Genomic DNA, 26,811 nt, shown 5'->3' with positions numbered 1-26,811 from the left:
TGCCGGTTTTCGGTGATCAGGCCCCCTTGTCCGGTTCGCCCGTGCGAACGCGTAAAGTCTTCGGTCGTGAACGAGTCGGCAGGGCGAGCACCCCAGAACACCCCGCCGTGCGTCGCCGTGCGCGACCTCGTGAGGACCTATCGCACCGGGCGCGGAGCCGGCGCCACCGAGATCCGGGCCAACGACGGAATCAGCCTCACCGTCCGCCAGGGCGAGATCTTCGGGCTGCTCGGACCCAACGGGGCCGGCAAGTCCACCCTCGTCCGCCAGCTCACCGGCCTGCTGCGGCCGGACTCCGGATCCGTCGAACTCCTCGGCCACGACATCGTCCGCCACCCCGAACGGGCCGCCCGGCTGCTCGGCTACCTCGGCCAGGAATCCAGCGCCCTCGACGAACTGACCGTCGCGCTCGCCGCCGAGACCACCGGACGGCTGCGCGGCCTCACCCGGGCCCGGGCCCGTACCGAAGCCGCCGACGTCCTCACCGAACTCGGGCTCGAACCCCTCGCCCAGCGGCCGCTCGCCAAGCTCTCCGGCGGCCAGCGCCGGCTCGCCTGCGTCGCCGCCGCCCTCGTCGGGGAACGGCCGCTGCTCGTCCTCGACGAACCCACCACCGGCATGGACCCCGTCGCCCGGCGGGCCGTCTGGACCGCCGTCGACCGGCGCCGCACCGAACGCGGCGCCACCGTCCTGCTCGTCACCCACAACGTCATCGAGGCCGAGACCGTGCTCGACCGGGTCGCCGTCATCGACGAGGGGCGGGTCATCGCCTGCGACACCCCCGGCGGGCTCAAGGCCCTCGTCGACGGCGACGTCCGGCTCGACCTGGTCTGGCGGGACGAGGCGCCGCTCGCCGTACCCGCCGTCGCCGAACTCGCCGAACGGGCCGAACGCACCGGCCGCCGCTGGACCGTCCGCACCACCCCCGAACAGGCCCGCGAACTGGTCGCCGCCGTCACCACCGGCCCGGCCTTCGCCGCCCTCGACGACTTCACCCTCGCCACCCCGAGCCTTGAGGACGCCTACCTCAAGCTCGGGGGCCGCCACGGAGGACTGGCCAAGTGACGCTGCTCTCGGTGCCGCCGCAGGCCACCGCCCCCGCGACCGGCGGCACCCCCGCCCCGCTCGCCCCCGCGGCCCGGCTGCTGCCCGCGCTCGCCGCCGTCTACCGGGCGCAGCTCGCCCGGGCCCGGGTGGCGCGGATCCCGCTGCTGTTCGTCGCCACCTTCCAGTCCGTCGGCATCCTCGTGATGATGCGGGGCGTGGTGGACGCCGGGCAGACCTCGGCCGCGCGTTCCGTGGTCGCCGGGTCCAGCGTGCTGGTGGTGGCGTTCGTCGCCCTCAACCTGCTCGCCCAGTACTTCGGGAAGCTGCGGGCCACCGGCGGACTCGACCACTACGCGACGCTGCCCGTACCCGCCGCCTCCGTGGTGCTCGGCGCGGCCGCCGCCTACGCCTCGTTCACGCTGCCCGGGACGGTCCTCACCGCGGCCTTCGGCGCCGTGATGTTCGGGCTGCCGCTCGGGCAGCTGTGGGTGCTGCTGGCCGTCGTCCCGCTCGCCGGGGCCGCCCTGTCCGGGCTCGGGGCCGCCTGCGGGCTGCTCGCGCCCCGCCAGGAGATCGCCACCATGCTCGGGCAGCTCGGCATGTCGGCGGCGCTGCTGCTCGGCGTGCTGCCCGTCGACCACCTCCCGCAGCCCGTCCTGTGGCTGCGCGACCTGCTGCCCTCCACGTACGGCGTCGAGGCCTTCGCCCGGACCTTCGAACCCGACCCGGACTGGGCGCTGATCGCGGGCGACCTCGCCGTCTGCGCGGGCGTCGGCGTGGTGTCGCTGGCGATCGCCACCTGGGCCTACCGGCGGGCCGTCTCCCGGTAGGGGGTGTCCCGGGGGTCGTCCGGGGTCCGCCGGGGTCCGCCTCCGCGAGGTACGGGGCTCGGGTTCCGAGAGGCACGGGCGACGGCTCGTCCCGGCCGCGATCGTGAAACGATGGGGTCCGTGACCGTACCGAACACGCCTCCGGACCCCACCCGCGCCGACGCGGACGCGGTGCCGGACATCACCCCCGATCCGTACGCGCCGCCGCCCGCCCCCGACGCCGGGACCCCGCCGCCGGACGGCCTCGCGGTCGCGCAGTCGCCGGGCCCCACGCTCAAGGAGCGGCTGCTGCCCGAGCTGCGGCTCGGCGCGGGCACGGTACTGGCCTGCATCGCGGTCGGACTGGTGATGGCGGGGCTGTGGGTCTGGCTCGCGCCCAAGGTGCCGCTGGTCGTCGACGGCGACCGCATCCTCTACGCCGACCCCGAGGGCGAACAGCGGGCGGGGGCCGACGCGGTCTTCGCCCTGATCGCGCTCGGCGCCGGCCTCCTGACCGCGCTCGGGGCCTTCCTGGCCACCCGGCAGCGCGGCGGCGGCATCGCGGTCGCGCTCGGACTGGTGGTCGGCGGACTGCTCGGCTCGGTCGGCGCCTGGCGGCTCGGACGGTGGCTCGGCCCCAGCAACGACCTGATCGCCGAAGCCCGGCGGGTCGGCAACGGCGGGCACTTCGACGCGAGCATCGACCTCGGCGCGCTGGGGGCGCTGCTGGTGTGGCCGATGGCGGCGATGGTGGTGCTGCTGGCGCTGTCGGCGACGTTCGGCAAGCGCGAGGAGGACCCGCCGCCGTACTGGGCCGGGCCGTACGGGGCGGCTGCTCCGCAGGCCCCTGCGGACGGCGCTGCGCGGGCGGACGGCACTGCGCGGGTGGACGGCACTGCGCGGGTGGACGACGGTGCTCGGGCGGACGACGGTGCGCGGCCGCAGGGCGCCGCGCGGCCGGGGGAGCGCGGGCAGGGCTGACCGGGTGGGCCCGGGCCCACCCGCGGGTGGGCCCGTCGGCCGGGGTCAGCGGGCGATCGGTGCGGTGCGGGCGCCGGTCAGGGTGACCAGGTCGGCCGGGGCGAGTTCGACCTCCAGGCCGCGGCGCCCGCCGGAGACGTAGACGGTGGGGTGGGCGAGCGCGCTGGCGTCGACCACCGTCCGCAGCGGGCGGCGCTGGCCGAGCGGGGAGATGCCGCCCAGGACGTAACCGCTGCTGCGCTCGGCGGCGGCCGGATCGGCCATGGCGGCGCGCTTGCCGCCGACGGCGGCGGCAAGGGCCTTGAGGTCGAGCTGCCCGACGACCGGGACCACACCGACGGTGAGCACGCCGTCCACGTCGGCGACCAGGGTCTTGAAGACCCGCTCGGCGGCGACGCCCAGGGCCTCGGCGGCCTCGCCGCCGTAGGAGGCGGCGGCCGGGTCGTGCTCGTAGGCGTGCACGGTGAACGGGACGGCGGCGGACTCCAGGGCGACGGTGGCGGGGGTGCCCTGTCCGCCCTTCTTCGCCTTCTTCGCCATGGGGGGCTCCTTCTTCGCCGTGTGGGTTTCCCGGGCCAGCGTGCGGGCTTCCCGGATTACGTGCGGGCTTCCCGGGTCCGCGTGCAGGTTTCCCGGGCCAGCGTGCGGGCTTCCCGGATCAGTTGGGGCTGAACGACTGGCGGGTGAGGTCGACCGCGGGCAGCGATGGCAGCCAGCTGAGCACGGAGCTCTCGCGGCGCAGCAGGTCGAGCTCGGTGCGCAGCCGCTGGGCGGTGTCGGGGCAGGCCAGCAGCTGCTGCTTGACCGGGGTCTCGAACACCGAGGCGGCGGCGACCAGGTAGGAGAGCACCTGCGGGTCGTCCGGGAGCTCCTGGCGTCCGACGGTGCTGGCCTCGCGGGCCCCGGCGAGGCGCTTCTGGTAGACCCGGAAGGCCCGCTCGACCTCGGCGGCGAGGGCGCCGGAGCCTTCGCCGGGCTGTTCCTCGACGAGTTCGGCCTCGCCGGTCAGGTACGGGCCGGAGACGTCCGCCGAGCGGAGCCGGAACCGGGTGGTGCCGGTGACCAGCAGCTCGTAGCGGCCGTCGGGCTGCTCCTGGACGGAGGCGACGTCGGCGACGCAGCCGATGTGGAACATCGCCTCCAGCGGGTCCCCGGTGGCGGTGCCGAGGCCGTCGAGCGGCCCGGCCGGGCCCTCGTCGGGGCGGACCGGGGCGACCTCGCGGCCGTCCTTGATGGCGAGCACGCCGAAGCGGCGCGGCGTGTCGGCCGGTAGTTGGAGCAGGTCGGCGACGAGACGGCGGTAACGCTCCTCGAAGACGTTCAGGGGCAGCACGAGGCCCGGGTAGAGCACGTTGTTCAGCGGGAAGAGCGGGAGCCGTTCTGTCACGGCGGACAGCGTAGTTCCCCGCGCGGTCGCGGCGCGTCGGGGTTGTGCCCGACGGCGGGCCCGACGGCGGCCCGCCGGGGTGGTCAGCCCCGTTGCAGCATGCGGGTGGCGCCGGCCACGACGGTCGTGGCGAGCAGCCAGCCGACGATCACCAGCCCGGCGGAGACGTACTGGCTGACGCCCCCGGGGTTCCAGCCCTGCTGGCCGAGCTCGACGACCGGGACGAGCTGGCTGAAGGTGTACAGCACCGGGTTCCAGTGCGGGTGCTCGTCGGCCTTCAGCGGCTCCAGCGGGTGGGTGGCGAACCACACGCTGCCCAGGGCCCAGGCGAGCAGCAGCCACAGGCCGGCCCGGCCGGGGCGGTAGCCGTAGCCGACGGTGGCGTCCTGGACCCGGCCCCAGATCCGGGCGGGCAGCGGGAGGGTTCGGTGGCGGCGGCGCTGCTTGGCGTACAGCACCTCGCGGGCGTCGTCGTCGGCGCCGTCGCGGCGCAGGGCGGCGGCGAGCTGCTCGTAGGACTCGGGCTGGAAGTCCACCGAGGAGCCCTCCAGCCAGGCGATCCGCTGCTGGACGCTGAAGGGCCCGACGGGGCGCAGCACCTCGTAGACGAAGCCGGTCAGGCCCAGGTGGCGGCCGCGCGGCCAGGCGTCCGGGGTGTCGACGAGGTTGCCGACCCGGGCGCGGGAGAGCGAGACGGTGCCGGTGGGGCGGACCCGGCAGGTGAACCGCAGCTCGGGGGTGTGGATGCGGCGCAGCGAGAGCTCGTCGTCACCCTCCAGGTGGAACTCGCCGGAGATCAGGCAGGCGCTCTCGAAACGGGCGTCGGAGAGCCGGACCCGGCCGAAGGCGCGGAACGGGGTGCTGGGGGCGCCGGGCGGCGGGTTCTGGCCGTAACCGGAGCCGTAGTAGCTGCGGGAGCCGAACCAGCCGCCGTCGGCGGAGCTGGTCAGGTAGAGGGTGTGGCCGACGGTGAGCCGGACGGCGTTGAGGCAGGTGCGGTTCTGCGGGACGGCGTGCAGTTGGGCGCCGCGCAGCGAAAGCCGGCCGCCTATCCGGGCCGTGCGCAGGCTCAACTCGCCCTCCACGTGCACGCGTTCGGCCTCGAAGTCCTGGTGGACGGCCAGGCCGTCGGCGGACAGCGCGCGGCCGTAGCGGTCGCCGCCCAGGACGGTCTGGTTGAGCAGCAGGTCGGTGCCGACCTTGGCGTCGGTGAGCCGTACGCCCTCGGGTATCCGGCAGCGGGCCAGGTGGAGGTCGCCGGTGGTGGTGAGCCGGGAGGCCTCCAGGCGGGGGATCAGACAGGTGACGAAGCGCAGCGTCGAGGCCGAGGCCTCCGAGATGAGGATCTTGCGCTCGAAGCGGCACTCGCGGAGCTCGACGTAGTGGCCGATGGCGCCGCCGGCCAGGTTGAGCGCGCCGGTGACCAGCACGCCGGTGAGCCGCAGCGAGGCGACCCGCCCGGTGGCGGCGGCCGGTCCGGCCAGCAGCAGATGGGCGAGGACCCTGGCCCGGACGGTCCGCCCGGGGCCCCAGACGGCGTCCCCGAAGGGGTCGTCGGTGGCGGCGTCGCCACTGCGCCGGTCGAAGACGTTGCCGCGACGGAAGGCCTCCCAGAGCTCACGCTCCGTGTCGGTCCAGCCCTCCGGGGCGTGCTCCAGCATGCTTTTCCCCGTCCCCCCGGTCGTCTCGCCTTTCGTATCACGGACTGAAATGCGGGGCCAGGGGTTCCGGCCACTCCTTACACTGGGTGGCGTGATCTCTCGAATCGACCTCCGCGGCTCGCTGGACGACCCGCGTGACCTGCTGCCCCGTGCCGAGTTCGACGTGGCGGCCGCCCTGGAGAAGGTGCGGCCGATCGCCGAGGACGTACGCCATCGCGGGGTCGCGGCCGTGATCGAGATCACCGAGCGCTTCGACGGCGTCCGGCTGGAGTCGACCCGCGTCCCGGCCGAGCAGCTCACCGAGGCCCTGGAGACGCTGGACCCGAAGGTGCGGGCCGCGCTGGAGGAGTCGATCCGCCGGGCCCGCGCCGTGCACGCCGACCAGCGCCGCACCGAGCACACCACCAAGGTGGTGCCGGGCGGCACCGTCACCCAGCGCTGGGTGCCCGTGGAGCGCGTCGGCCTGTACGTGCCGGGCGGGCTGGCCGTCTACCCGTCCTCCGTGGTGATGAACGTGGTGCCGGCCCAGGAGGCGGGCGTCCAGGGCATCGCCGTGACGTCCCCGCCGCAGAAGGCGTTCGGCGGGCGCGTCCACCCGACCATCCTGGCGGCCTGCGCGCTGCTCGGCGTGGACGAGGTGTACTCGGTCGGCGGCGCCCAGGCCGTCGCGATGTTCGCGCTGGGCACCGAGGAGTGCGCGCCGGTCAACATGGTCACCGGCCCCGGCAACATCTACGTGGCCGCCGCCAAGCGCTTCTTCGCCGGCCGGATCGGCATCGACTCGGAGGCCGGCCCGACCGAGATCGCCGTCCTCGCCGACGACAGCGCGCTGCCGTCCGACGTGGCCGCCGACCTGATCAGCCAGGCCGAGCACGGACCGACCTCCGGCTCGGTGCTCGTCACCGACTCGCCGGCGCTGGCCGACGCGGTCGAGGCGGAACTCGCCGTCCAGGTCGCCAGGACCAAGCACAGCGAGCGGGTCGCCGAGGCGCTGGGCGGCCGGCAGTCCGGGATCATCCTGGTCGACGACCTGGAGCAGGGCCTCACCGTGGTCAACGCCTACGCGGCCGAGCACCTGGAGATCCAGACCCGGGACCCGCACGCGGCGGCCGCCAGGGTCGTCAACGCGGGCGCCGTCTTCATCGGCCGCTGGACCCCGGTCTCGCTGGGCGACTACGCGGCCGGCTCCAACCACGTGCTGCCCACCGGCGGCTGCGCCTGCCATTCCTCGGGCCTGTCCGTGCAGACCTTCCTGCGCGGCGTCCAGGTCGTCGAGTACGACCGGGACGCGCTCGCGGACGTCGCCGCGCACGTGGTCAACCTCGCCAACGCCGAGGACCTGCCCGGGCACGGCGACGCGATCAAGGCGCGCTTCGACTGGACGGTGCCGGGATCGTGACTGCTGCTACTCCTTCTGTGACTCCTGTGACTTCTGAGGCTGGTGCGACGCGGGTGACCCGGATCGACGACCTCCCCATCCGCGACGAGCTGCGCGGCCAGTCCCCGTACGGCGCGCCGCAGCTGGACGTGCCCGTCCAGCTGAACACCAACGAGAACCCGTACCCGCTCCCCGAGGAGCTGGTCGCCCGGATCGCCGAGCGCGTCGCCGAGGCCGCCCGCAACCTCAACCGCTACCCCGACCGGGACGCCGTCGAACTGCGCGAAGGCCTCGCCGCGTACCTCGGCCGGACCACCGGCTTCGCCGTCACCCGGCAGCAGGTCTGGGCCGCCAACGGCTCCAACGAGGTGCTCCAGCAGCTGCTGCAGACCTTCGGCGGCCCCGGCCGCAGCGCGCTCGGCTTCGAGCCCTCCTACTCGATGCACGCGCTGATCTCCCGGGGCACCGGCACCGAGTGGATCTCCGGCCCGCGCAACGACGACTTCACCATCGACCTGGACGCCGCCCTCGGCGCGATCGCCGAGCACCGGCCGAACGTGGTCTTCATCTGCTCGCCGAACAACCCGACCGGCACCGCCGTCGCCGCCGACACCGTGCTGCGGCTCTACGAGGCCGCGCAGGCCGCCGGGCCCAGCCTGGTCGTCGTCGACGAGGCCTACGTCGAGTTCTCGCACCGGGCCTCGCTGCTGCCGCTCATCGAGGGCCGCCCCAACCTGGTGGTCTCCCGCACCATGTCCAAGGCCTTCGGCGCGGCCGGGCTGCGCCTGGGCTACCTGGCCGCCGACCCGGCCGTGGTGGACGCGGTGCAGCTGGTCCGCCTGCCGTACCACCTGTCGTCCGTCACCCAGGCCACCGCGCTGGCCTGCCTGGAGCACACCGACACCCTGCTCGGGTACGTCGGGCGGCTCAAGGAGGAGCGCGACCGGCTGGTCGACGCGCTGCGCGGGCTCGGCCTGGAGGTCACCGACTCGGACGCCAACTTCGTCCAGTTCGGCCGCTTCGCCGACACCCACGCCGTCTGGCAGGCCATCCTCGACCAGGGCGTCCTGGTCCGTGACAACGGCGTCCCCGGGTGGCTGCGCGTCACCGCCGGCACGCCCGCCGAGAACGACGCCTTCCTGGACGCCGTCCGCACCGTGATCAAGGAGCTGTAACCCGTATGTCCCGCATCGGACGCGTCGAACGCACCACCAAGGAGACCGCGGTCCTGGTCGAGATCGACCTCGACGGCACCGGGAAGACCGACATCTCCACGGGCGTCGGGTTCTACGACCACATGCTCGACCAGCTCGGCCGCCACGGTCTCTTCGACCTGACCGTCAAGACCGACGGCGACCTGCACATCGACACCCACCACACCATCGAGGACACCGCCCTCGCGCTCGGCGCCGCCTTCAAGCAGGCGCTCGGCGACAAGGTCGGCATCTACCGCTTCGGCAACTGCACGGTGCCGCTGGACGAGTCGCTCGCCCAGGTCACCGTGGACCTCTCCGGCCGGCCGTACCTGGTGCACACCGAGCCCGAGCGCATGGCGCCGATGATCGGCTCGTACGACACCACGATGACCCGGCACATCCTGGAGTCCTTCGTGGCCCAGGCGCAGATCGCCCTGCACGTCCACGTGCCGTACGGGCGCAACGCCCACCACATCGTGGAATGCCAGTTCAAGGCGCTGGCCCGAGCCCTGCGCTACGCCGCCGAGCGCGACCCGCGCGCGGCCGGAATCCTCCCCTCGACCAAGGGTGCACTGTGAGCAAGGCGGCCCTCGCCCTCATCTTCGTCGGCCTCTTCCTGGCCGGCGGCGTGATCTCGTTCTGGAAGCAGAAGCTGCCCAAGGGCGTCATCCTGGTGCTCGCGTTCGGCTCGGTCATGTGCCTGGCCTCCGGCATCATGCGCCTCTAGCCACACGTAGAGAGACTGGACACCTGAACATGGGCAAGAACGTCGTCGTCCTGGACTACGGGTCGGGCAACCTCCGCTCCGCGCAGCGCGCGCTCGAACGGACCGGGGCGGACGTCACCGTCACCTCCGACTACGACACCGCGATGAACGCGGACGGCCTGCTCGTCCCCGGCGTCGGCGCCTTCGAGGCCTGCATGCGCGGCCTGAAGTCCGTCCGGGGCGACTGGATCATCGGCCGCCGGCTCGCCGGGGGCCGCCCCGTCATGGGCATCTGCGTCGGCATGCAGATCCTCTTCGAGAAGGGGGTCGAGCACGGCGTGGAGACGGCCGGCTGCGACGAGTGGCCCGGCGTCGTCGAGCCGCTGGACGCCCCCGTCATCCCGCACATGGGCTGGAACACCGTGGACGTGCCCGAGGGCAGCCGGATGTTCGCCGGCCTCGACCCGCAGACCCGCTTCTACTTCGTGCACTCCTACGGTGTGCGGCACTGGGAGCTGGAGACCCACAGCGCACGGATCCACGCCCCGCTCGTCACCTGGGCCACCCACGGGCAGCCCTTCGTCGCCGCCATCGAGAACGGCCCGCTCTGGGCCACCCAGTTCCACCCCGAGAAGTCCGGCGACGCCGGCGCCGCCCTCCTGACCAACTGGGTCAACACCCTCTGAGCTTGGAAGAGTTGTGACTATGAGCCGCCTCGAACTGCTTCCCGCCGTCGACGTCCGGGACGGCCAGGCCGTCCGCCTGGTCAAGGGCGCGTCCGGCACCGAGACCTCCTTCGGCGAACCCCTCGCCGCCGCCCTCGCCTGGCAGAACGCCGGCGCCGAGTGGCTGCACCTGGTCGACCTCGACGCCGCCTTCGGCACCGGCACCAACTACGAGCTGCTGCGCGAGGTCACCGGCCGCCTCGACATCAAGGTCGAGCTGTCCGGCGGCATCCGCGACGACGAGTCGCTCGCCAACGCGCTCGCCACCGGCTGCACCCGGGTCAACCTCGGCACCGCCGCCCTGGAAGCCCCCGAGTGGGTCGCCAAGGCCATCGCCGAGCACGGCGACAAGATCGCCGTCGGCCTGGACGTCGTCGGCACCACCCTGCGCGGCCGCGGCTGGACCCGCGACGGCGGCCAGCTCTTCGAGGTGCTGGAGCGGCTCAACCAGGAGGGCTGCGCCCGCTACGTCGTCACCGACGTCAACCGGGACGGCACCCTGACCGGCCCCAACCTGCAGCTGCTGCGCGACGTCTGCGCCGCCACCGACCGCCCCGTCGTCGCCTCCGGCGGCGTCTCCTCGCTCGACGACCTGCGCGCCATCTCCGGCCTGGTCGGTGCGGGTGTCGAGGGCGCCATCGTGGGCAAGGCACTCTACGAGCAGAAGTTCACCCTCGAAGAGGCCCTGGAGGCGGTTTCAGGATGACGGAACGTCGGATCGTGCGTGGCAGGGTCGGCGGATCCTCCCCCTGGGAGGACCAGTTCGGCTACTCGCGGGCGGTCGCCGCGGGGGACCACGTGCACGTGGCCGGCTCCACCGCCTGGGTGGACGGCCGGATCGAGCACGAGGGAGACCCCTTCCGGCAGACCCTCGCCGCGTTCGGCGTCGGGCTCAACGCCCTTGCCGCGTACGGTCTGACGGCGGACGACGTGGTCCGCACCCGGATGTACATCACCCACGTCCGCGACGCCGACGAGGTGGGCCGCGCCCACCACCAACTCTTCGACGCCGCCCGCCCGGTGGCCACCATGGTGGTGGTCGACGGGCTGATCGACTCCCGGATGATGGTCGAGATCGAGCTCGACGCCTATCGATCCGGGCTGGCAAAGACCCTGGAAGGCAAACAGCCGTGACCCTCGCCGTACGTGTCATCCCCTGCCTGGACGTCGACGCCGGGCGGGTGGTCAAGGGCGTCAACTTCCAGAACCTGCGCGACGCCGGCGACCCGGTCGAGATGGCCAAGCTCTACGACGCCGAGGGCGCCGACGAGTTGACCTTCCTCGACATCACCGCCTCCTCCGGCGACCGGGAAACCACCTACGACGTGGTCCGCCGCACCGCCGAACAGGTCTTCATCCCGCTCACCGTCGGCGGCGGCATCCGCGCCGTCGAGGACGTCGACAAGCTGCTGCGGGCCGGCGCCGACAAGGTCGGCGTCAACACCGCCGCCATCGCCCGGCCGGAACTGGTCCGCGAGATCGCCCAGCGGTTCGGGCGGCAGGTCCTGGTGCTGTCCGTGGACGCCCGGCGCTGCCCCCCCGGCACCGAGACCGCGTCCGGGTACGAGGTCACCACCCACGGCGGGCGCAAGGGCACCGGCCTCGACGCCGTCGAATGGGCCGGTCGCGCGGCCGAACTCGGCGCCGGCGAGATCCTGCTCAACTCGATGGACGCCGACGGCACCAAGGACGGGTACGACCTGGAGATGATCCGGGCCGTCCGCAAGACCGTCTCCGTGCCCGTCATCGCCTCCGGCGGCGCCGGCAAGCTGGCCGACTTCGCGCCGGCCGTCGAGGCGGGAGCGGACGCGGTGCTCGCCGCGAGCGTCTTCCACTTCGGGGACCTGCGGATCGGGCAGGTCAAGGACGCGCTGCGGGAGGCCGGGCACCCGGTGCGGTGACCGTCCGTACGGCTTGAGGGCCCGCCGCTCCGGCTTCGGAACGGCGGGCCCTTCCGCGTTCTCAGGCCTGCTGTCTCACGCTTCCCGCGGCTCGCCCTTGATCAGCGCGAACGGCGTGCCGTGCGGATCCGCCAGCCAGGCCAGCCGGCCGACGTTCGGCACGCTCTCGGCGGGCATCAGCACCGAGCCGCCGGCCGCCGTCGCCTTCGCGATCACCGCGTCCACGTCGTCGGCGGCGAAGTACGGCGTCCAGGCGGAGGGCTGGCCCGGCTGCATCGTCGGGGCGATGCCGCCGAAGGCCGTGTCCTGCTGGTCGCCCTCGGAGGTCGAGATCACCTGGTAGTCCATGCCCGGAGCCGGCTCGAACTTCTCCACCCGCCAGCCGAACAGCGCCTGGTAGAAGCCGAACCCGGCGCTCTGGTCCGAAGTGTGCAACTCGGACCAGACCAGCGCGCCGTCCTCCGACACCACGTCCAGGCCGGTGGTCGTACCCGGCTGCCAGACCGCGAACCTGGCCCCCTGCGGGTCGGCGAACTGGGCGAACCACCCCTCGCCCATGACGTCCATCGGCGGGACCAGGACCGAACCGCCCGCCTGCTCGGCGGCCTGCGCGGTGGCGTTCACGTCGGCCGTGCGGAAGTACGTCGTCCAGGTCGGCTGGTCACCCTCGTCGAGCGGGCCGACGGCGCCGACCGTCCTGCCGCCCAGCTGGAAGAAGCCGTAGCCGCCCGCCTCCGGGCCGCCGGACTGGAACGTCCAGCCGAAGACCTTGCCGTAGAACTCGGCCGTGGCGGGGATGTCCGGGCTGCCGAGGTCGATCCAGCAGGGCGCGCCGGCCGGAAAGTCGGTGGTGAGCATGAGGTGGTGCCCCTTCGACGGAAGACGTGACCAGGCCGGCTCCGTCGGGCGCGCGCACGCACCCTCCCCGACCCTCTGCGAGTCTGCACCCGACCACTGACATCCGCAGCCGGGGCCGCCCGGCCGGAGCCCTCAGCCACACCCCCGGAACCGGGCCCACTGCTGAGCCGCCCGGTTCAGCCCATCGGTCCACGGGTCCGGATCGTCTCCGGCGATCTCGGCCCACATCCGGGCCTGAGCCCGCGCGAAGACGTCCACCACGGTCGGGTCGCCAGCCCGCCAGGCCGGTACCCTGGCGGCCCACGCTTCCGCCGCAGCCGGGCCGTGGCCGCCCGCAGCGATCAACCAGACCACCCAGAGAGCCGGGTCGATCCAGGGCGCTCCCCGGGTGGCCCACGCCCAGTCGACGAGGAGTGCATGGTCCTCGCGGATCAGGACGTTCTCGTTGTTCAGGTCCGTGTGCAGCAGGCAGCCGCCGGCGAAGCGGGACAGCACCTCGGGGTCGTCCACGTAGGCGGCCCATCGCTGCTCGGCACGGCGCAGCTCGATCGGGGGACACGGGGTGCGGCCGAGCCGGCTGAGGGCGTCGACCACCAGCTCCAGGTCCCCGGCTTCGCCGTAGTCGGCGCGGCGGGCTTCGACGTGCTCGAACGCGACAAGGCTCCAGCCATCGACGTCCAGGTGCCAGAGGACGGTGGGGGCGAGGCCCTCCACGTAGGGGTTGACCTCCCTCTCACGTCGCTGCGTCCACACGCGTGGGTGACTCAGCTGCATCCCCTTGACGAAGACGGCGCCCCTGGCGGTGCTGAGCTTGGCGGCGATCTCCGAGTTGAAACCGGCCGAGACGGTCTGCGCGGCAAGGACCGGCGTCCCGAGGCGGGCGGCGACGGCCCGGCGTACGGAGTCGGGCAGGTCTGCCCAGCGGAGGCGGGTGGTGGTCACGGCTCACAGGCTCCCAGAGTCAGCCCGGAGGCCGACGGCACCGCAGCCGTCGGCCTCCGGGGTTGCGTCCTACCGGTACGGGTTGTCGTCGTTGCACCCGGGGAGGGCGTCCGCGCCGAAGTCCTCCATGTCGTCGATGAACCCCAGCGTCTCGTCGTCGTCCTCGCGCCGGGTGGTGGTGATCTCGACCATGACAGCGGTCATGCTGAGCACTTCTCCTCCTCGAACGTCAGGGTGCCTGAGTGGCGCAGCTGGGACTCGGCGGCCGACTTGGTGTAGAAGCGCCTGATCCGGTCCGAGGAACCCGGAACGCGCAGGTACTCGTGCTGTTCGCGGTCGTAGATCCCCCAGCACTCCAGCAGGAAGAAATGGGGGCTTCGGGAGTCGATCAGGCGGATCTCGTGCCGGGAGGAGGGGGGAGTAGCGGTCATCGCGACTCCCGCCCGGGCGTGAACACGAGTCGCGCTGGCTGGTACGGCGAGCCGCGAGCCCCCCGTCGCGAGTTGGTCGGGCGCCGCCTCGAACCAGACCACCTTGCCCTCCTCCGCCGGGTACCAGCCCCAGGAGTGGGTCAACGCCTCCACCAGGAGCAGGCCGCGGCCGCCGGTGGCCATGTCGTCCGCCGCGCTCCTCACCGGCGGCTGCGGACTCCTGTCCGTGACCTCGACCCGGAGGCGGACGCCGGTCCACCGGACCGTCACGCGGCAGCGCTTCCTCACGTGCTCGATGGCGTTGGCCAGCAACTCGTCGGCGCACAACTCCACGTCCCGCAACGCGGTGTCCGACAACGGCACGCGCCAGGATTCGGCGCCGTGCCGAATCAGTTGACGCGCCGGTCGGACGGCCTCCGGATCCGGTTCGACGTCCCAGGAGCGCAGGGTCGGGATTGTGGCGGTGTCGGTGTAGTTCATCGGCGGGACCGTCTCAGTCGGGTGCTCCGGGCATCTGTCCGGACGACTCCCAGAATCCCGAGACGGCAGCTCTCAGGTAAGGCCGGCGTGTGTACCCACGATGGGTAAACTTGCGGTCAGTTATCTCGCGCTACGCTGAGCGATGATCCTTCTGGTGTCGGGGGTGGCTGGTCGTGAGCGAGTCCACAGAGTCACCTGGGCTGTCCAGCCGACTGCTCGCGGACCCCGAGATGGTGGCGGCTTGCAGGGGGCGGGACTTCGCCCGGATCTTCCAACTCGCCAAGCGCAAAGGGGGATTCCATCCTTCGCGCATCGCCCGGGCGTGTGAGCTGACGCCAAGCAGGGTGGGAGAGGTGATGAAGGGGCGGCCGAAGATCACCAACATGTCCGTCATCGAGCGCATCGCGGACGGCTTAAGGATTCCCGGCCGCATGCTCGGGCTGGCAGACCGTTGTTGGGAACAGCCTGCCGCGCCTCACGAAGGCGCGGCAGTGTCGGCTGGTCCTGTTCGCGTTTCGTGGCAGGCCGAGGGTTCGCCAACGAGCGGCAATGTGGATGACATCCTCGCCATCGCAGCCGGAACCAGGGTCACGCCCACTGTCCTCCGCTCCCTCCAGGCGTCCATCGAGGACTATTGGCGGCGGGACGACCAACGCGGCGGCGGGGCGCTCCGGCCCGCTGTGATCGGTCAACTCAGGTATGTTGCAGGCGCGATAAGGAATACAGCTGACCCGAACTGTCGGCGGAGTCTTCATGGCATCGCGGCCGAACTCGCCCGCCTTGCCGCCTGGACGTACTTCGACGCGCGGCAGTACAGCACGGCGCAGGGTTACTTCACCGAATCGCTCCGGTTCGCCAGAGAGGCCGACGATCGCCTGTTCATCGCCAACGTGCTCGCATGTCTCAGCCTTCAGGCGACCTACCAGGACAACGCGCAGGGAGCGATCAGAACCCCTCATCGCCGAAGCGCTGCGGAGCGAGTCAACGACGAACCTCAGAGGGCGCGCGTTCCACACCTTCTGGCTCGCGCGGACCCAACTCCAACGACGAGAGGTCGAGTTGGCTTGCGCCACTGCCACAAAGGCCCTCGACCTCACGGCGGTTGTTGAGTCTCCCCGAGTGGTTGCCCACCTCCAGGAGTTCCGTTGGCTCCTTGGGCCCTACCGCAGAAGCGCCTCGGTCGTGGATCTGGTCGACCGGATCACCGGCATGGCCAGGTGATTCAGAGACCGGCCTCGTCCAGCAGAAGGTAGAGCACGCCCACGAGCGTGCCGCTGCTGACGATCTCGCGGCGGTCGACCATGCCGCGCAGCGCGGACAGGGGAATCCACTCGATCCGGTCGGACTCATTGCGTTCGGTGGGCGGTCCCGTGTACTCGACCGCATCGGCTCGGAGGACGAAGTGCTCGGAGTCCGTGATGCCGTTCGCCGGCTGGGCGTAGATCAGCGGTTTGACCTCACCGACCTTCCAACCGGTCTCCTCCAGTGCCTCCCGGGCCGCCGCCTCCGCAGGGGTCTCGTCGGGCTCGATCAGCCCCATCGGGAGTTCCCAGGCCCAGGTGTCGGTGATGAAGCGGTGCCGCCACATCATGAGGACCTGCTTCTCGCTGTTCACGACGGCGGCCACCGCGAGGTGTCGCAGTTTGACCACGTGGTGTTCCCACCTGTGCCCGTCCGGCTGCTCGACGTCTGCGAGCCACAGGTTCACCCAGGGGTTCTCGTAGATCGGACGTTCCCCGTGGATCTTCCACTGCATCGCTGCGGCCCCTCTCGGTGGACCCACAGCATCTCAGAAGCCGGGTGGATGGTGTGGGTCCTGGCTCGTCGGGTGCTCGGTCTCGATCAGCCCCACTTCTGTGCGGGCGTTGATCGAGAATGCACGTGCTCGAAGGGTGCTCTCTGCTGGGGTCGGTTGATGCTTTCGTTGCGGCGCCCCCTTGGCCTGCCAAGGGGGCGCCGCTGTTGACCGGATCTGCTCTTTGTTCATGATGCGCCGCCCCTCCTGGTGCAGGAGGGGCGGCGCATCATTTTTTCTCTTTTCTATCTAAAGTCCTCTTTTTGCTATGCGAGGTCGGCCCTACCGCGCGGGCAGGGGGAGGACGTGGCGGAGGGCTTCGAGGGCGTCGGGGGAGCCGTCTGCGGTGAGGGTGGTGTGGGTGCCGCGGCCGTAGGTGAAGAGGACCAGGTCGCCGGGTTCGCCGGTGAGTTGGACGGTGGGGGAGCCGGCGGGGCCGACGGTGAGGGACTGGCCGTCGGGGCGGCGCAGGGTCAGGCGGACGGGGGAGCGGCGGCCGGCTTCGAGGCGGGCCAGGAGCGGCAGTCGGCGCCACAGGGCTTCGGCGCGGCCGGCGGGCACCGGGGAGGGTGTCCAGTCGTCGGCGGCCCGCAGGACGTCCTCGGCGTGCACGTAGTACTCGACGGTGTTCGCGGCCTCGTCGGCGCCGGGCAGGGCGAACAGGGAGAACACCGGCGGGCCGGAGCGGAAGAGCTTCAGCAGCTCCTCGTACGGGCGCTCGGCGTACGCCGACTGCACCCGGTGGGTCCAGTCGGCGAGGGCGCCGACCCGGATGCCGGCCGCCGCGTCGGCGCGGCGCTCCCGGATCACCAGGTGGGCGGCGAGGTCGCGGGTGGTCCACCCGGCGCAGAGGGTGGGGGCGTCCGGCCCGGCGGCGGCCAGGAGTTCGGCGAGACGGTGGCGCTCGGCGAGGGCGTGGTTCGACATGGCGTCACCTTAGGGTGTGACGGACCGCGGTCAGTGCAGGTTGCCGGTGAGCTTGGGGCCGCCCTGCTTGTTGGAGGCCGTCAGGGTGCAGGTGTAGTCCCGCCAGCCCTGCTGGTAGTTGGCCTGGGCGGGGCCGAACTGGCGGCCGTAGTACGTCTTCCCGTCGGTCTGGCGGGCCTTGGCGGCGGCCTCGGCCTCCTTGCAGCCCTCGCGCATGGCGAGCGCGATCGGGATCTCGCCGGTCAGGCCGTCGGCCAGTTTCAGGTCGGCGATCACCTGGCCGTCGTGCTCGCCGGTGCAGGGGCGCTCCTCGGCCTTGGTGATCACCGGGCTGAGCTGGGGGTGGTCGAAGCAGGCGCCGACCGGGAAGAAGGCGTACGGCGGGGTCTTGGTCGGGGTGGGTGTCGGCGTGGGGGTGGGCGTCGGGGTGGCCGTGGGGGTGGGCGGGGGCGGTGCGGCGGCGGGCTTGCGCTCCTGCGGCCAGAGCAGGACGGTGGCCACCACCGCGAGCAGCACGGCCAGGACGGCCACGACGGCGAGGACCAGGCCCCGGGACGGGTGGGAGTCGGCGGCTGCGGGCGGCTGCTGCTCGGAGGTCATGGCCATGAGGATGGCCCACGCGGGGCCCGCCCGGCAGGCGGTTGGCCGAAATCACCCCTTTACGGCGATGTTCGGGGTGGGGCGGGGCGGGCTCCCGGCGGCGCGGATCCGGCCCGGCGGCTGTGAGCGCACCGCGCAGGGGCACGCGGCACGGGGGCGCAGGGCGCATCCGGGGCGGCGGACCGGACTGCAACAATGGCCCCATGTCCACCACACCCGCCACCCCCGGCACCACCGCCCTGGCCCCCGAGATCGCCGCGCGCCTCAAGCGCACCGAGGACGGCCTGCTCCCGGCGATCGCGCAGCAGTACGACACCGGCGAGGTGCTGATGCTGGGCTGGATGGACGACGAGGCGCTGCACCGCACGCTCACCACCGGCCGCTGCACCTACTGGAGCCGCAGCCGCCGCGAGTACTGGGTGAAGGGCGACACCTCCGGCCACGCCCAGGCGGTCAAGTCGGTGGCGCTGGACTGCGACGGCGACACCCTGCTGGTGAAGGTCGACCAGACCGGTGCCGCCTGCCACACCGGCGACCGCACCTGCTTCGACGCCGACGTGCTCCCGCTCGCCTGACCCCTCCTCCTGCTCCTCCTACCGGAACTCCAGAAGGTGCCGCTCGCCATGGATCTCGAAGCCTTCCGCAAGCTCGCCGTCGACACCCGGGTCATCCCGGTCACCCGCAGGCTCCTCGCGGACGGTCTCACCCCGATCGGCCTGTACCGCAGCCTCGCCGAGGAACGGCCCGGCACCTTCCTGCTGGAGTCCGCCGAGCAGGGCCGCAGCTGGTCGCGCTACTCCTTCGTCGGCGTCCGCAGCGCCGCCGTCCTCACCGTCGGGGAGGACGGCGAGGCCCGCTGGCTGGGCACCCCGCCGGTCGGCATCCCGACCGGCGGCGACCCCTTGCAGGTGCTGCGCGCCGCGCTGGAGGCGCTGCACACCCCGCGCCGCGACGACGACGGCCTGCCGCCGCTCACCGGCGGCCTGGTCGGCTACCTGGGCTACGACGTCGTCCGCCGGCTGGAGAAGCTGCCCGACCTCAACCCGGACGACCTGCGGCTGCCCGAGCTGACCATGCTGCTCGCCACCGACCTCGCCGTGCTCGACCACGTCGACGGCACGGTGCTGCTGATCGCCAACGCCGTCAACCACAACGACCTCGCCAGCGGCGTGGACGAGGCCTACGCGGACGCGGTGGCCCGGCTGGACGCCATGGAGGCCGACCTGCTCAAGCCGGTCGACCCGGGCCTGGCCACCTTCACCCCGGCCGGGCCGGGCGAGGCCCGCTCCCCGTTCGGCGGCGCGCCGTACCGGGCGGCGGTGGAGGTGGTCAAGGAGCGGATCCGGGCCGGCGAGGCCTTCCAGGTCGTCCCCTCGCAGCGCTTCGAGGCGCCCTGCCCGGCCTCGGCGCTGGACGTCTACCGCGTGCTGCGCACCACCAACCCCAGCCCGTACATGTACCTGTTCCGCTTCCCGGGGCCGGACGGCACCGCGGAGGGCGGCTTCGACGTGGTCGGCTCCAGCCCGGAGGCGCTGGTCAAGGTGACCGGCGGCGAGGCGATGGTGCACCCGATCGCCGGAACGAGGCACCGCGGCGCCACCCCGCACGAGGACGCGGCGCTGGCCGCCGAACTGCTCGCCGACCCCAAGGAGCGGGCCGAGCACCTGATGCTGGTCGACCTGGGCCGCAACGACCTGGGCCGGGTCTGCGAGCCGGGCAGCGTGGAGGTGGTCGACTTCATGCACATCGAGCGCTACAGCCACGTGATGCACATCGTCTCCACCGTCACCGGCCGGGTGGCGCCCGGGCGGACCGCCTTCGACGTGCTGACCGCCTGCTTCCCGGCCGGCACCCTGTCCGGCGCGCCCAAGCCCCGCGCGATGCGGATCATCGAGGAGCTGGAGCCCACCCGCCGCGGCCTGTACGGCGGCTGCGTCGGCTACCTGGACTTCGCCGGGGACTCCGACACCGCGATCGCGATCCGCACCGCCGTGCTGCGCGACGGCACCGCCTTCGTGCAGGCCGGCGCGGGCGTGGTCGCGGACTCGGACCCGCACGGGGAGGACACCGAGTGCCGCAACAAGGCGGCGGCCGTGCTGCGGGCCGTCGCCACCGCCAATACGCTGCGGACGCCGGAACTGTCGTGAGTCGCCGGTCGTGAGTCGGCAGCCGTGAGCTGTCAGCCGTGAGTCGTCGAGGGAGGCGGCCGGGATGTCCGAGGTGTCGCCCGACGAACTGCGGCGGGTGGTCGTGCTCGACGCGGCCGCCCAGATCGAGGACCAGCTGGGCGGGCACGGCCGGGTGCTGGCCGGCGCCGTGACCGACACCCCGGCCGGGGCCCCCGACCTGGTCCCCGACCTGACGGTGACCGCCCCGGGGGCGGAGCCCGACGGCCGGGGCCGGTACGCCGGGGGCGACGTCGAGGCCGTCCTGGAGGTGGCCCGGCCGCACCTCGCCGAGGCGGCGCTGGCGTACGCGCGCAGCGGGATCCCGCTGTACGTGGTGGTCGACCCGGCGGCGGCGGCCTGCACCGTGCACACCGCCCCGTCCGCCGACGGCGGGTACCGGGAGGCGGAGCGGGTGCCGTTCGGCAACGACCTGTTCCTGCCGCTCGCCGGGCGGACGCTGGTGCTGCGGACGGACGAGTTCCCGGCCGGGCCGCCCACCCCGGGTGCGGGGCCGGACGCCGGGCGGGGGATAGTGGACGGGTGAGCGCACCTGACCAGACCCCCGTACCCGCCCCGCCGGCCCCCGCGTCGGGCCGCCGGACGCTCGGCGTGATGCTCCTGCTGACCGTGCTGAGCGCCGTGCTGGTGCTGACCGCCGTCGGCCGGGTCTGGGCCGAGGGCCGCGCCGGCACCCTGGCGGTGTCCGTCTCCGGCGGCGCGATCTCCGAACTCCCGGGCGGGCTGGCCCTGGTGGGGCTCGCGGCGGCCGTCGCGGTGTTCGCGGTGCGCGGCGCGGGCCGGCTCGCGGTCGGCGCGCTGACCCTGCTGGCGGGCCTCGGCGCGGCCGCCGCGTCGGCCGCGGGCGCCGGGGACACCGCCGCGCTGGACGCCGAGGCGGCCCGCAAGCTGGCGCTGTCCGGCTCGGCGGCCACCGAGGTCGGCCACACCGGCTGGCCCTGGGTGGCGCTGGCCGGCGGGCTGCTGCTGGCCGTCGCCGGGCTGCTCACCCTCCGCTACGGCCGGAGCTGGCCGGCCATGGGCAGCCGCTACGAGGCGCCCACCCGCAAGGCCCCGGCGAAGAGCGACACCCCGGCCGACCTGTGGAAGGCGCTGGACCGGGGCGAGGACCCGACCACGGTCTGAGCGCGGGGCCTGGGCACCGGTCCTGAGCCGCCGGGCCACAGCGGGCCCCAGCAGGCCTCGGCGGGCCCCGGCGCCGGTGTGACGCGATAGACCCGCCACCCGCTTTGGGCCGCCGGTGTGTGGCCCGGCACAATGGAACCCGTCAACCCGCCGGCGGCCCCGCAGGCCCGGCCGGGCCCCGAGAGGCTAGGAGCACCACTCAGATGGCAGCAGCAGCACACGGTCACACCACCGCCGCCTGGACCGGCGTGACCATCACGTTCATCGGTTTCGGGATCGCGGGGGTCGCGATGATCCTCCCGTCGGTGATGCTGGTCTGGGCCGGCATTGCGGTCATCCTGGCCGGCGGCGTGGTCGGCAAGGCCATGTCGATGGCGGGCATGGGCAAGCAGCCGAGCGCCAACGTGTACACCTCGCACGAGGAGCAGCGCGCGGCCCGGGCCGCCGTCGCCGCCTGACGACGAACTCCTCGCAGTAGAGCAGTGGATACGACTCGCAGCAGTACCCACTCGTAGCAGTACCGAACGGCGGGCGCGCCACGCCCGCCGTTTCGTTCTGTCCGGGCCCGGCCCGGGCAGAATCGGGGCGTGACCTCCGCCTCCACCACCTCCGCCCTGCCGCCCGTCCTGCGCCGGCTCGGCCCGCCGCTGGCCGCGCTGGCGGCGGTGGCCGTCCCCACCGTCTACGTCGCCGCGGTGGACCCGAACACCCCCGGGCACTACCCCGACTGCCCCTTCCTGGCCGCCACCGGCTGGTGGTGCCCCGGCTGCGGGGGGCTGCGCTGCGTCCACGGGCTGGCCCACGGGGACTTCACCGGCGCGCTGCACGACAACGCCGCGGCCGTCCTGCTGTTCGGCGTCCTGGCGCTGCTGTGGCTGCGCTGGGCCTGGGCCGCGCTGACCGGCGCCGGGCCGCGGCCCAGGCCCCCGCTCGGGGCCCGGCGCTGGGTGCTGATCCTCCTGCTGCTGCTGGTGTTCACGGTGGTGCGCAACCTGCCCGTCGGGGCGGGGCTGGCGCCCCTGCTGGTTTGATCGCCCACGCCGACGGGTAGCGACCCGCGCAGGCTCACGCACCGGTCCACACCGGGGCCCGTACATCGGTCCACTTGGTCCGCAACCCGCGTCCGGGCGCCGCCGGAGAACCGGTGAAACCGCAGTTGGGAGCCGCTCAGGGGGGCGTCCGGCACGCGAGACGCACACCGGGCGGATGCGCCCCGCGCCCCCGGGTGCCGATACCATCGAAGTGCCGCCGGGCCACCGCCCGGACGGCTCGTCGCCGGCGAACGAACAGAAATGTTGGGGGCACTTCGCGTGAGCGAGCGAACCATTGACAGGTGCGTGTTGCGCGCAGCGCCTGCTGAGCGAAGCGAGGTGTGCGCATGAGTGTGCTCGACACGATCATCGAGGGGGTCCGTGAGGACCTCGCCGAACGACAGGCCCGGGTCTCCCTGGACCAGCTGAAGGAACTCGCCGCCAAGGCCCCCGAGGCCAAGGACGGCGTCGTCGCGCTCAAGGGCGACGGGGTCCGGGTGATCTGCGAGGTGAAGCGCTCCAGCCCGTCCAAGGGCGCGCTGGCCGCGATCGCCGACCCGGCGGCCCTGGCGAGCGACTACGCGGCCGGCGGCGCCGCCGCGATCAGCGTGCTCACCGAGCAGCGCCGCTTCGGCGGCTCGCTGGCCGACCTGGACGCCGTCCGCGCGGCGGTGGACACCCCGCTGCTGCGCAAGGACTTCATCGTCACCGCCTACCAGCTGTGGGAGGCCCGCGCGCACGGCGCCGACCTCGCGCTGCTGATCGTCGCCGCCCTCGACCAGTCGGCCCTGGTGTCGCTGATCGAGCGGGCCGAGTCGATCGGCCTCACCCCGCTGGTCGAGGTGCACGACGAGGAGGAGATCAAGCGCGCGGTGGACGCCGGGGCGCGGATCATCGGCGTCAACGCCCGCAACCTCAAGACCCTTGAGGTGGACCGCAACACCTTCGGCAACGTCGTCCACGCCATCCCGGACAACGTCGTCAAGATCGCCGAGTCCGGCGTGCGCGGCCCGCTGGACGTGATCTCCTACGCCAACCTGGGCGCCGACGCCGTCCTGGTCGGCGAGTCCCTGGTGACCGGCAAGGACCCGCGCGCCGCGGTCGCCGACCTGGTCGCGGCCGGCGCCCACCCCGCCGTCCGGCACAAGGACTGACCCGCCGACATGAAGATCGCCACCCGCCTCGCCCCCGGTTGCCGCCCGCGCGGCTGCCGCGCGCCCGCACGCCGGGTGCTGGGGCGGCGGGTGCGCTACGTGATCGGCTGCGAGCCCGGGCAGGTGCCGGGCCGCCGATGGCGACGGACATCCGGCTGAGCCCAGCCACGAGACGTCCCTGTCGTCATCTCCCGAAGGACTCCACCATGTCCGACAAGTCCGCGAAGGACTACCTGCCCGGCGCCCAGGTGCCGGACGCCCGAGGCTACTTCGGTGCCTACGGCGGCCGCTTCATCCCCGAGGCGCTGGTCGCCGCCGTCGAGCAGGTCGCCGAGGAGTACGAGAAGGCCAAGGCCGACCCGGCCTTCGCCGCCGAACTCGACGGCCTGCTCAAGGACTACACCGGCCGCCCGAGCCCGCTGACCGACGTGCACCGCTTCTCCGCCGAGGCGGGCGGCGCGCGCGTCCTGCTCAAGCGCGAGGACCTCAACCACACCGGCTCGCACAAGATCAACAACGTGCTGGGCCAGGCCCTGCTCACCCGGCGGATGGGCAAGACCCGGATCATCGCCGAGACCGGCGCCGGCCAGCACGGCGTGGCCACCGCCACCGCCTGCGCCCTGTTCGGCTTCGACTGCACCATCTACATGGGCGAGGTCGACACCCAGCGCCAGGCGCTGAACGTCGCCCGGATGCGGATGCTCGGCGCCGAGGTGGTGTCCGTCACCTCCGGCAGCCGCACCCTCAAGGACGCCATCAACGAGGCGTTCCGCGACTGGGTCGCCAACGTGGACTCCACCCACTACCTGTTCGGCACCGTGGCCGGCCCGCACCCCTTCCCGATGATGGTCCGCGACTTCCACCGGGTCATCGGCGTCGAGGCCCGCCAGCAGGTGCTCGACCGCACCGGGCGGCTGCCCGACGCCGTCGTCGCCTGCGTCGGCGGCGGCTCCAACGCGATGGGCATCTTCCACGAGTTCATCCCCGACGCCGGCGTGCGCCTGATCGGCTGCGAGGCCGCCGGCGAGGGCGCCGACACCCCCAAGCACGCCGCCACCCTCACCAAGGGCGACCCCGGCGTGCTGCACGGCTCGCGCACCTACGTCCTCCAGGACGAGGACGGCCAGACCATCGAGTCGCACTCCATCTCCGCCGGCCTCGACTACCCGGGCGTCGGCCCGGAGCACGCCTGGCTGAAGGACACCGGACGGGCCGAGTACCGCCCCGTCACCGACGACGCCGCCATGCAGGCGCTGCGGCTGCTGTCCCGCACCGAGGGCATCATCCCGGCCATCGAGAGCGCCCACGCGCTGGCCGGCGCCCTGGAGCTGGGCCGCGAGCTCGGGCCCGAGGCCACCATCCTGGTCTCGCTCTCCGGGCGCGGCGACAAGGACATGCACACCGCGGCCGAGTACTTCGGCCTGTACGACGAGCCGGCCGCCGGTTCGGCCCACGACGCGGCCCACGGGGGTAAGTGACCATGGCATCGAAGCTCAGTGGCATCCTGGCGGCCGCCAAGGCCGAGGACCGCGCCGCGCTGATCGGCTACCTGCCGGGCGGCTTCCCGACCGTCGACGGCGGCATCCGGGCGATCAACGCGCTGATCGAGGGCGGCTGCGACATCGTCGAGGTCGGCCTCCCGCACTCCGACCCGGTCCTGGACGGCGCCGTCATCCAGACCGCCGACGACATCGCGCTGCGCGGCGGCGTGCGGATCAAGGACGTGCTGCGCACCGTCCAGGAGGTCGCCACCGCGCACCCCGAGGCGGCGGTGCTGGTGATGACGTACTGGAACCCGGTCGACCGCTACGGCACCGCGCGCTTCGCCGCCGACCTCGCCGCCGCGGGCGGCGCCGGCTGCATCCTGCCGGACCTGCCGGTCGAGGAGTCCGAGGAGTGGCGCAAGGCGGCGGACGAGCACGGGCTCGACACCGTGTTCGTGGTCGCCCCCAGCAGCAAGGACCCGCGCCTGGCCGAGGTCACCGCGGCCGGCAGCGGCTTCGTCTACGCGGCCGCCGTGATGGGCGTGACCGGGACCCGCGCCCAGGTCGGCTCGCTCGCCGAGGACCTGGTCGCCCGCACCCGGGCCACCACCGACCTGCCGGTCTGCGTCGGCCTCGGCGTCTCCACCCCCGAGCAGGCCGCCGAGGTGGCGGGCTTCGCCGACGGCGTGATCGTGGGCTCCGCGTTCGTGAAGCGGATCCTGGAGGCCGGCGACGACGAGGCGGCCGCGCTGGACGCGGTGCGCGCCCTGGCCGGCGAGCTGGCGGCGGGCGTCCGCCGGCGCTGACCCCCGTACCACCTGACGGCCCGCCGCCTCCTCGGAGGCGGCGGGCCGTCGCGCTCGCGTGCGCCCGGCTCGCCGGGCGGCGGCGCTCGCGCGGCCCCGAACGGGTGAACAGCGACGGGCACACGCATCAGCCGGGGTTGACCGGCGTTGAGTGGAGGGACGAGTGCACGAACGAGGTGCACGGGGGTTGCCGAGCGAGCGAAGGAGTGAGCCGGTGCCGGGTCTCCATCGGGCCGTTCTGCTGCGGGCGGCCGCCGCCGCGGTGGCGCTCGGCGCCGCCGTCGGAGCGCACACCGAGGTGGGGCAGGCGCTGGCCAAGCGCGGTGCCGAGCGGGCCGTGCGGGACGCGTACGCCTGCGCCGAGGCGGCCCGCTGGGACGCCGCCGAGCGGGCCGCCCACCCGCACCACGACGGCCGCGCCGACCTGTTCGACCCCGGCCGGCCGCCCGGCTGCCGCTCCTGAGGGCCGCGCCGACCTGGTCGACCACGGCCGGCCGCCCCTGAACGGACGTTCGCCGGATTCGGACACACCATCACCAGACGTCACCCATCCGGCTTAATTCCTGAATATGGAGGAACCGTCCTTCATCCCTTACGGTTCATCAGGAAGTGAACGAGTTTCCCGAGGGGGGTTCCCTGATGGCCGGCCCGGCAGCGCAGCCCGGTGACCCGGCGCCCGCGCCGCCCGCCCGGCGGCCGGTGCCGGCCTGGAGTCCGTGGCTGGGCACCGTCGTCCGGCTCGGCCTCGCGGTGGTCTGGGGCTGGGCCGGCCTGGCCAAGATCGCCGACCCGGCGGAGGCCGCCCAGGCCGTCCGCGCCTACGAGATCCTGCCCGAGGGCCTGGTCAAGCCGGTCGGCTACGCCCTGCCCTTCCTGGAGCTGGCGCTCGCCCTGCTGCTGGTGATCGGCCTCGGCGTCCGGATCGTCGCCGGCGTCTCCGCGCTGCTGCTGCTCACCTTCATCGCCGGGATCGCCGCCGCCTGGGCGCGCGGCATCTCGATCGACTGCGGCTGCTTCGGCGGCGGCGGGCACGTCGACGCCTCGCAGACCGAGTACCTCCAGGAGATCCTGCGCGACACCGGGTTCCTCCTGCTGGCCGGGTGGCTGCTGTGGCGGCCCCGCACCAGGTTCTCGGCGGACGGCTGGCTGGCGAGCTGACCGGCCGGCCCCGCGGCACCCCCACCCCACCCCACGAAGGCCC

At 73.2% G+C, this 26,811-nt stretch carries 34 protein-coding genes; 24 read left to right on the top strand and 10 right to left on the bottom strand.

The genetic code is table 11. The features are described from left to right. Nucleotides 1-66: 66 nt before the first annotated feature. The 3 genes from ACFVTF_RS09780 (at nt 67) to ACFVTF_RS09770 (ending at nt 2,837) form a co-directional block, all read left to right on the top strand. Complete coding sequence (locus tag ACFVTF_RS09780) at nt 67-1,065, top strand: ABC transporter ATP-binding protein (protein WP_387811414.1); 999 nt, start codon at nt 67-69, stop codon at nt 1,063-1,065. After that, on the top strand, nt 1,062-1,877 hold the full coding sequence (locus tag ACFVTF_RS09775; RefSeq protein WP_063347189.1) for an ABC transporter permease: 816 nt from the start codon (nt 1,062-1,064) through the stop codon (nt 1,875-1,877). Before ACFVTF_RS09780 ends, ACFVTF_RS09775 begins: the two co-directional genes overlap by 4 nt. A gap of 120 nt (nt 1,878-1,997) precedes the next feature. Continuing rightward, the gene (locus ACFVTF_RS09770) at nt 1,998-2,837 is read left to right on the top strand and encodes a hypothetical protein (protein WP_387811410.1); all 840 of its coding nucleotides are present in this window, start codon (nt 1,998-2,000) and stop codon (nt 2,835-2,837) included. Between the two features lie 45 nt (nt 2,838-2,882). Here the strand turns inward: ACFVTF_RS09770 and ybaK are convergent, their stop codons facing one another. The 3 genes from ybaK to ACFVTF_RS09755 form a co-directional block, all read right to left on the bottom strand. Further along, nucleotides 2,883-3,377, bottom strand: coding sequence for a Cys-tRNA(Pro) deacylase (gene ybaK, locus ACFVTF_RS09765; RefSeq protein WP_371516611.1), 495 nt, complete (start codon nt 3,375-3,377; stop codon nt 2,883-2,885). Between the two features lie 118 nt (nt 3,378-3,495). Further along, entirely contained in the window at nt 3,496-4,224 is a 729-nt protein-coding gene (locus tag ACFVTF_RS09760; protein ID WP_363582835.1) for an LON peptidase substrate-binding domain-containing protein, read from the bottom strand. A gap of 83 nt (nt 4,225-4,307) precedes the next feature. Then, nucleotides 4,308-5,885 carry an oxidoreductase gene (locus tag ACFVTF_RS09755; RefSeq protein WP_387811406.1) on the bottom strand — a complete coding sequence of 526 codons (1,578 nt, stop codon included), beginning with the start codon at nt 5,883-5,885 and terminating at the stop codon, nt 4,308-4,310. A 91-nt stretch (nt 5,886-5,976) separates the two neighbouring features. On the opposite strand from ACFVTF_RS09755, the gene hisD reads away from it, so the two are divergent. Genes hisD through hisF form a run of 8 tightly spaced genes read left to right on the top strand, consistent with a single transcriptional unit; the run spans nt 5,977 to nt 11,791 of the window. Further along, entirely contained in the window at nt 5,977-7,284 is a 1,308-nt protein-coding gene (hisD, locus tag ACFVTF_RS09750) for a histidinol dehydrogenase (protein ID WP_371516609.1), read from the top strand. Between the two features lie 53 nt (nt 7,285-7,337). Further along, nucleotides 7,338-8,438, top strand: a complete 1,101-nt coding sequence (locus tag ACFVTF_RS09745) for a histidinol-phosphate transaminase (protein WP_363582829.1) — start codon at nt 7,338-7,340, stop codon at nt 8,436-8,438. A gap of 5 nt (nt 8,439-8,443) precedes the next feature. Further along, nucleotides 8,444-9,037 (top strand): imidazoleglycerol-phosphate dehydratase HisB, encoded by a 594-nt coding sequence (gene hisB / locus ACFVTF_RS09740; RefSeq protein ID WP_350885742.1) that lies wholly within the window; start codon nt 8,444-8,446, stop codon nt 9,035-9,037. Beyond that, nucleotides 9,034-9,186 (top strand): hypothetical protein, encoded by a 153-nt coding sequence (locus ACFVTF_RS09735; RefSeq protein WP_350885740.1) that lies wholly within the window; start codon nt 9,034-9,036, stop codon nt 9,184-9,186. The genes hisB and ACFVTF_RS09735 overlap by 4 nt, the downstream gene beginning before the upstream one ends. Nucleotides 9,187-9,215: 29 nt before the next feature. Next, entirely contained in the window at nt 9,216-9,851 is a 636-nt protein-coding gene (gene hisH, locus ACFVTF_RS09730) for an imidazole glycerol phosphate synthase subunit HisH (RefSeq protein WP_350885738.1), read from the top strand. A 19-nt stretch (nt 9,852-9,870) separates the two neighbouring features. Next, complete coding sequence (priA, locus tag ACFVTF_RS09725) at nt 9,871-10,596, top strand: bifunctional 1-(5-phosphoribosyl)-5-((5-phosphoribosylamino)methylideneamino)imidazole-4-carboxamide isomerase/phosphoribosylanthranilate isomerase PriA (protein ID WP_387811400.1); 726 nt, start codon at nt 9,871-9,873, stop codon at nt 10,594-10,596. A 14-nt stretch (nt 10,597-10,610) separates the two neighbouring features. Further along, nucleotides 10,611-11,024 (top strand): RidA family protein, encoded by a 414-nt coding sequence (locus tag ACFVTF_RS09720; protein ID WP_387811398.1) that lies wholly within the window; start codon nt 10,611-10,613, stop codon nt 11,022-11,024. Next, on the top strand, nt 11,021-11,791 hold the full coding sequence (hisF, locus tag ACFVTF_RS09715; protein WP_063347178.1) for an imidazole glycerol phosphate synthase subunit HisF: 771 nt from the start codon (nt 11,021-11,023) through the stop codon (nt 11,789-11,791). Before ACFVTF_RS09720 ends, hisF begins: the two co-directional genes overlap by 4 nt. A gap of 75 nt (nt 11,792-11,866) precedes the next feature. On the opposite strand, the gene ACFVTF_RS09710 is transcribed toward hisF, so the two are convergent. The 4 genes from ACFVTF_RS09710 to ACFVTF_RS09695 all read right to left on the bottom strand — a co-directional run bounded on the left by ACFVTF_RS09710 (nt 11,867) and on the right by ACFVTF_RS09695 (nt 14,502). Then, nucleotides 11,867-12,649, bottom strand: coding sequence for a VOC family protein (locus ACFVTF_RS09710; protein ID WP_387811395.1), 783 nt, complete (start codon nt 12,647-12,649; stop codon nt 11,867-11,869). Between the two features lie 132 nt (nt 12,650-12,781). Further along, complete coding sequence (locus ACFVTF_RS09705; protein ID WP_387811392.1) at nt 12,782-13,591, bottom strand: aminoglycoside phosphotransferase; 810 nt, start codon at nt 13,589-13,591, stop codon at nt 12,782-12,784. A 69-nt stretch (nt 13,592-13,660) separates the two neighbouring features. Continuing rightward, nucleotides 13,661-13,795, bottom strand: coding sequence for a hypothetical protein (locus ACFVTF_RS09700; RefSeq protein ID WP_363618922.1), 135 nt, complete (start codon nt 13,793-13,795; stop codon nt 13,661-13,663). Further along, complete coding sequence (locus tag ACFVTF_RS09695) at nt 13,792-14,502, bottom strand: ATP-binding protein (protein WP_387811389.1); 711 nt, start codon at nt 14,500-14,502, stop codon at nt 13,792-13,794. The genes ACFVTF_RS09700 and ACFVTF_RS09695 overlap by 4 nt, the downstream gene beginning before the upstream one ends. 173 nt (nt 14,503-14,675) lie before the next feature. On the opposite strand from ACFVTF_RS09695, the gene ACFVTF_RS09690 reads away from it, so the two are divergent. Continuing rightward, on the top strand, nt 14,676-15,611 hold the full coding sequence (locus tag ACFVTF_RS09690) for a hypothetical protein (RefSeq protein WP_387811386.1): 936 nt from the start codon (nt 14,676-14,678) through the stop codon (nt 15,609-15,611). Between the two features lie 113 nt (nt 15,612-15,724). Here ACFVTF_RS09690 and ACFVTF_RS09685 read toward each other — a convergent pair whose 3' ends face one another. From ACFVTF_RS09685 to ACFVTF_RS09675, 3 genes are all read right to left on the bottom strand, one after another. After that, nucleotides 15,725-16,258 carry an NUDIX domain-containing protein gene (locus ACFVTF_RS09685; RefSeq protein WP_387811383.1) on the bottom strand — a complete coding sequence of 178 codons (534 nt, stop codon included), beginning with the start codon at nt 16,256-16,258 and terminating at the stop codon, nt 15,725-15,727. Nucleotides 16,259-16,579: 321 nt separating this feature from the next. Beyond that, nucleotides 16,580-17,224, bottom strand: a complete 645-nt coding sequence (locus tag ACFVTF_RS09680) for a TIGR03085 family metal-binding protein (protein ID WP_387811380.1) — start codon at nt 17,222-17,224, stop codon at nt 16,580-16,582. Between the two features lie 30 nt (nt 17,225-17,254). After that, nucleotides 17,255-17,824: a hypothetical protein gene (locus ACFVTF_RS09675; RefSeq protein ID WP_387811378.1), complete on the bottom strand. Its 570-nt coding sequence runs from the start codon at nt 17,822-17,824 to the stop codon at nt 17,255-17,257. A gap of 203 nt (nt 17,825-18,027) precedes the next feature. On the opposite strand from ACFVTF_RS09675, the gene hisI reads away from it, so the two are divergent. The 12 genes from hisI (at nt 18,028) to ACFVTF_RS09615 (ending at nt 26,768) form a co-directional block, all read left to right on the top strand. Beyond that, nucleotides 18,028-18,399: a phosphoribosyl-AMP cyclohydrolase gene (gene hisI / locus ACFVTF_RS09670; protein ID WP_063347172.1), complete on the top strand. Its 372-nt coding sequence runs from the start codon at nt 18,028-18,030 to the stop codon at nt 18,397-18,399. A gap of 48 nt (nt 18,400-18,447) precedes the next feature. After that, a complete protein-coding gene (locus tag ACFVTF_RS09665) occupies nt 18,448-19,971 on the top strand; it encodes an anthranilate synthase component I (RefSeq protein WP_363582808.1) in 1,524 nt (507 codons plus the stop codon). Nucleotides 19,972-20,035: 64 nt separating this feature from the next. After that, entirely contained in the window at nt 20,036-20,536 is a 501-nt protein-coding gene (locus ACFVTF_RS09660; protein WP_387811374.1) for a Uma2 family endonuclease, read from the top strand. After that, the gene (locus ACFVTF_RS09655; RefSeq protein ID WP_371516596.1) at nt 20,533-21,135 is read left to right on the top strand and encodes a TIGR02234 family membrane protein; all 603 of its coding nucleotides are present in this window, start codon (nt 20,533-20,535) and stop codon (nt 21,133-21,135) included. Before ACFVTF_RS09660 ends, ACFVTF_RS09655 begins: the two co-directional genes overlap by 4 nt. A 203-nt stretch (nt 21,136-21,338) precedes the next feature. Continuing rightward, nucleotides 21,339-21,593 carry an HGxxPAAW family protein gene (locus tag ACFVTF_RS09650; RefSeq protein WP_350885707.1) on the top strand — a complete coding sequence of 85 codons (255 nt, stop codon included), beginning with the start codon at nt 21,339-21,341 and terminating at the stop codon, nt 21,591-21,593. A 129-nt stretch (nt 21,594-21,722) separates the two neighbouring features. After that, nucleotides 21,723-22,166: a DUF2752 domain-containing protein gene (locus ACFVTF_RS09645; RefSeq protein ID WP_371516595.1), complete on the top strand. Its 444-nt coding sequence runs from the start codon at nt 21,723-21,725 to the stop codon at nt 22,164-22,166. A gap of 347 nt (nt 22,167-22,513) precedes the next feature. Further along, nucleotides 22,514-23,320, top strand: a complete 807-nt coding sequence (trpC, locus tag ACFVTF_RS09640; RefSeq protein ID WP_371516594.1) for an indole-3-glycerol phosphate synthase TrpC — start codon at nt 22,514-22,516, stop codon at nt 23,318-23,320. Between the two features lie 9 nt (nt 23,321-23,329). After that, nucleotides 23,330-23,479: a tryptophan biosynthesis modulator TrpM gene (gene trpM, locus ACFVTF_RS09635; RefSeq protein WP_167745855.1), complete on the top strand. Its 150-nt coding sequence runs from the start codon at nt 23,330-23,332 to the stop codon at nt 23,477-23,479. Between the two features lie 47 nt (nt 23,480-23,526). Continuing rightward, on the top strand, nt 23,527-24,798 hold the full coding sequence (gene trpB / locus ACFVTF_RS09630) for a tryptophan synthase subunit beta (RefSeq protein WP_371516593.1): 1,272 nt from the start codon (nt 23,527-23,529) through the stop codon (nt 24,796-24,798). A gap of 2 nt (nt 24,799-24,800) precedes the next feature. Next, on the top strand, nt 24,801-25,610 hold the full coding sequence (gene trpA / locus ACFVTF_RS09625) for a tryptophan synthase subunit alpha (RefSeq protein ID WP_363582796.1): 810 nt from the start codon (nt 24,801-24,803) through the stop codon (nt 25,608-25,610). A gap of 214 nt (nt 25,611-25,824) precedes the next feature. Continuing rightward, on the top strand, nt 25,825-26,073 hold the full coding sequence (locus ACFVTF_RS09620) for a hypothetical protein (protein ID WP_387811368.1): 249 nt from the start codon (nt 25,825-25,827) through the stop codon (nt 26,071-26,073). A gap of 176 nt (nt 26,074-26,249) precedes the next feature. Beyond that, nucleotides 26,250-26,768: a MauE/DoxX family redox-associated membrane protein gene (locus ACFVTF_RS09615; protein WP_350885695.1), complete on the top strand. Its 519-nt coding sequence runs from the start codon at nt 26,250-26,252 to the stop codon at nt 26,766-26,768. The last annotated feature ends 43 nt before the right edge of the window (nt 26,769-26,811 follow it).

This window comes from Kitasatospora sp. NPDC057940 (assembly GCF_042887425.1).
Classification (GTDB): domain Bacteria; phylum Actinomycetota; class Actinomycetes; order Streptomycetales; family Streptomycetaceae; genus Kitasatospora.
The sequence above is the reverse complement of the archived record's forward strand: the minus strand, read 5'-3'. Positions and strand labels throughout refer to the sequence as shown.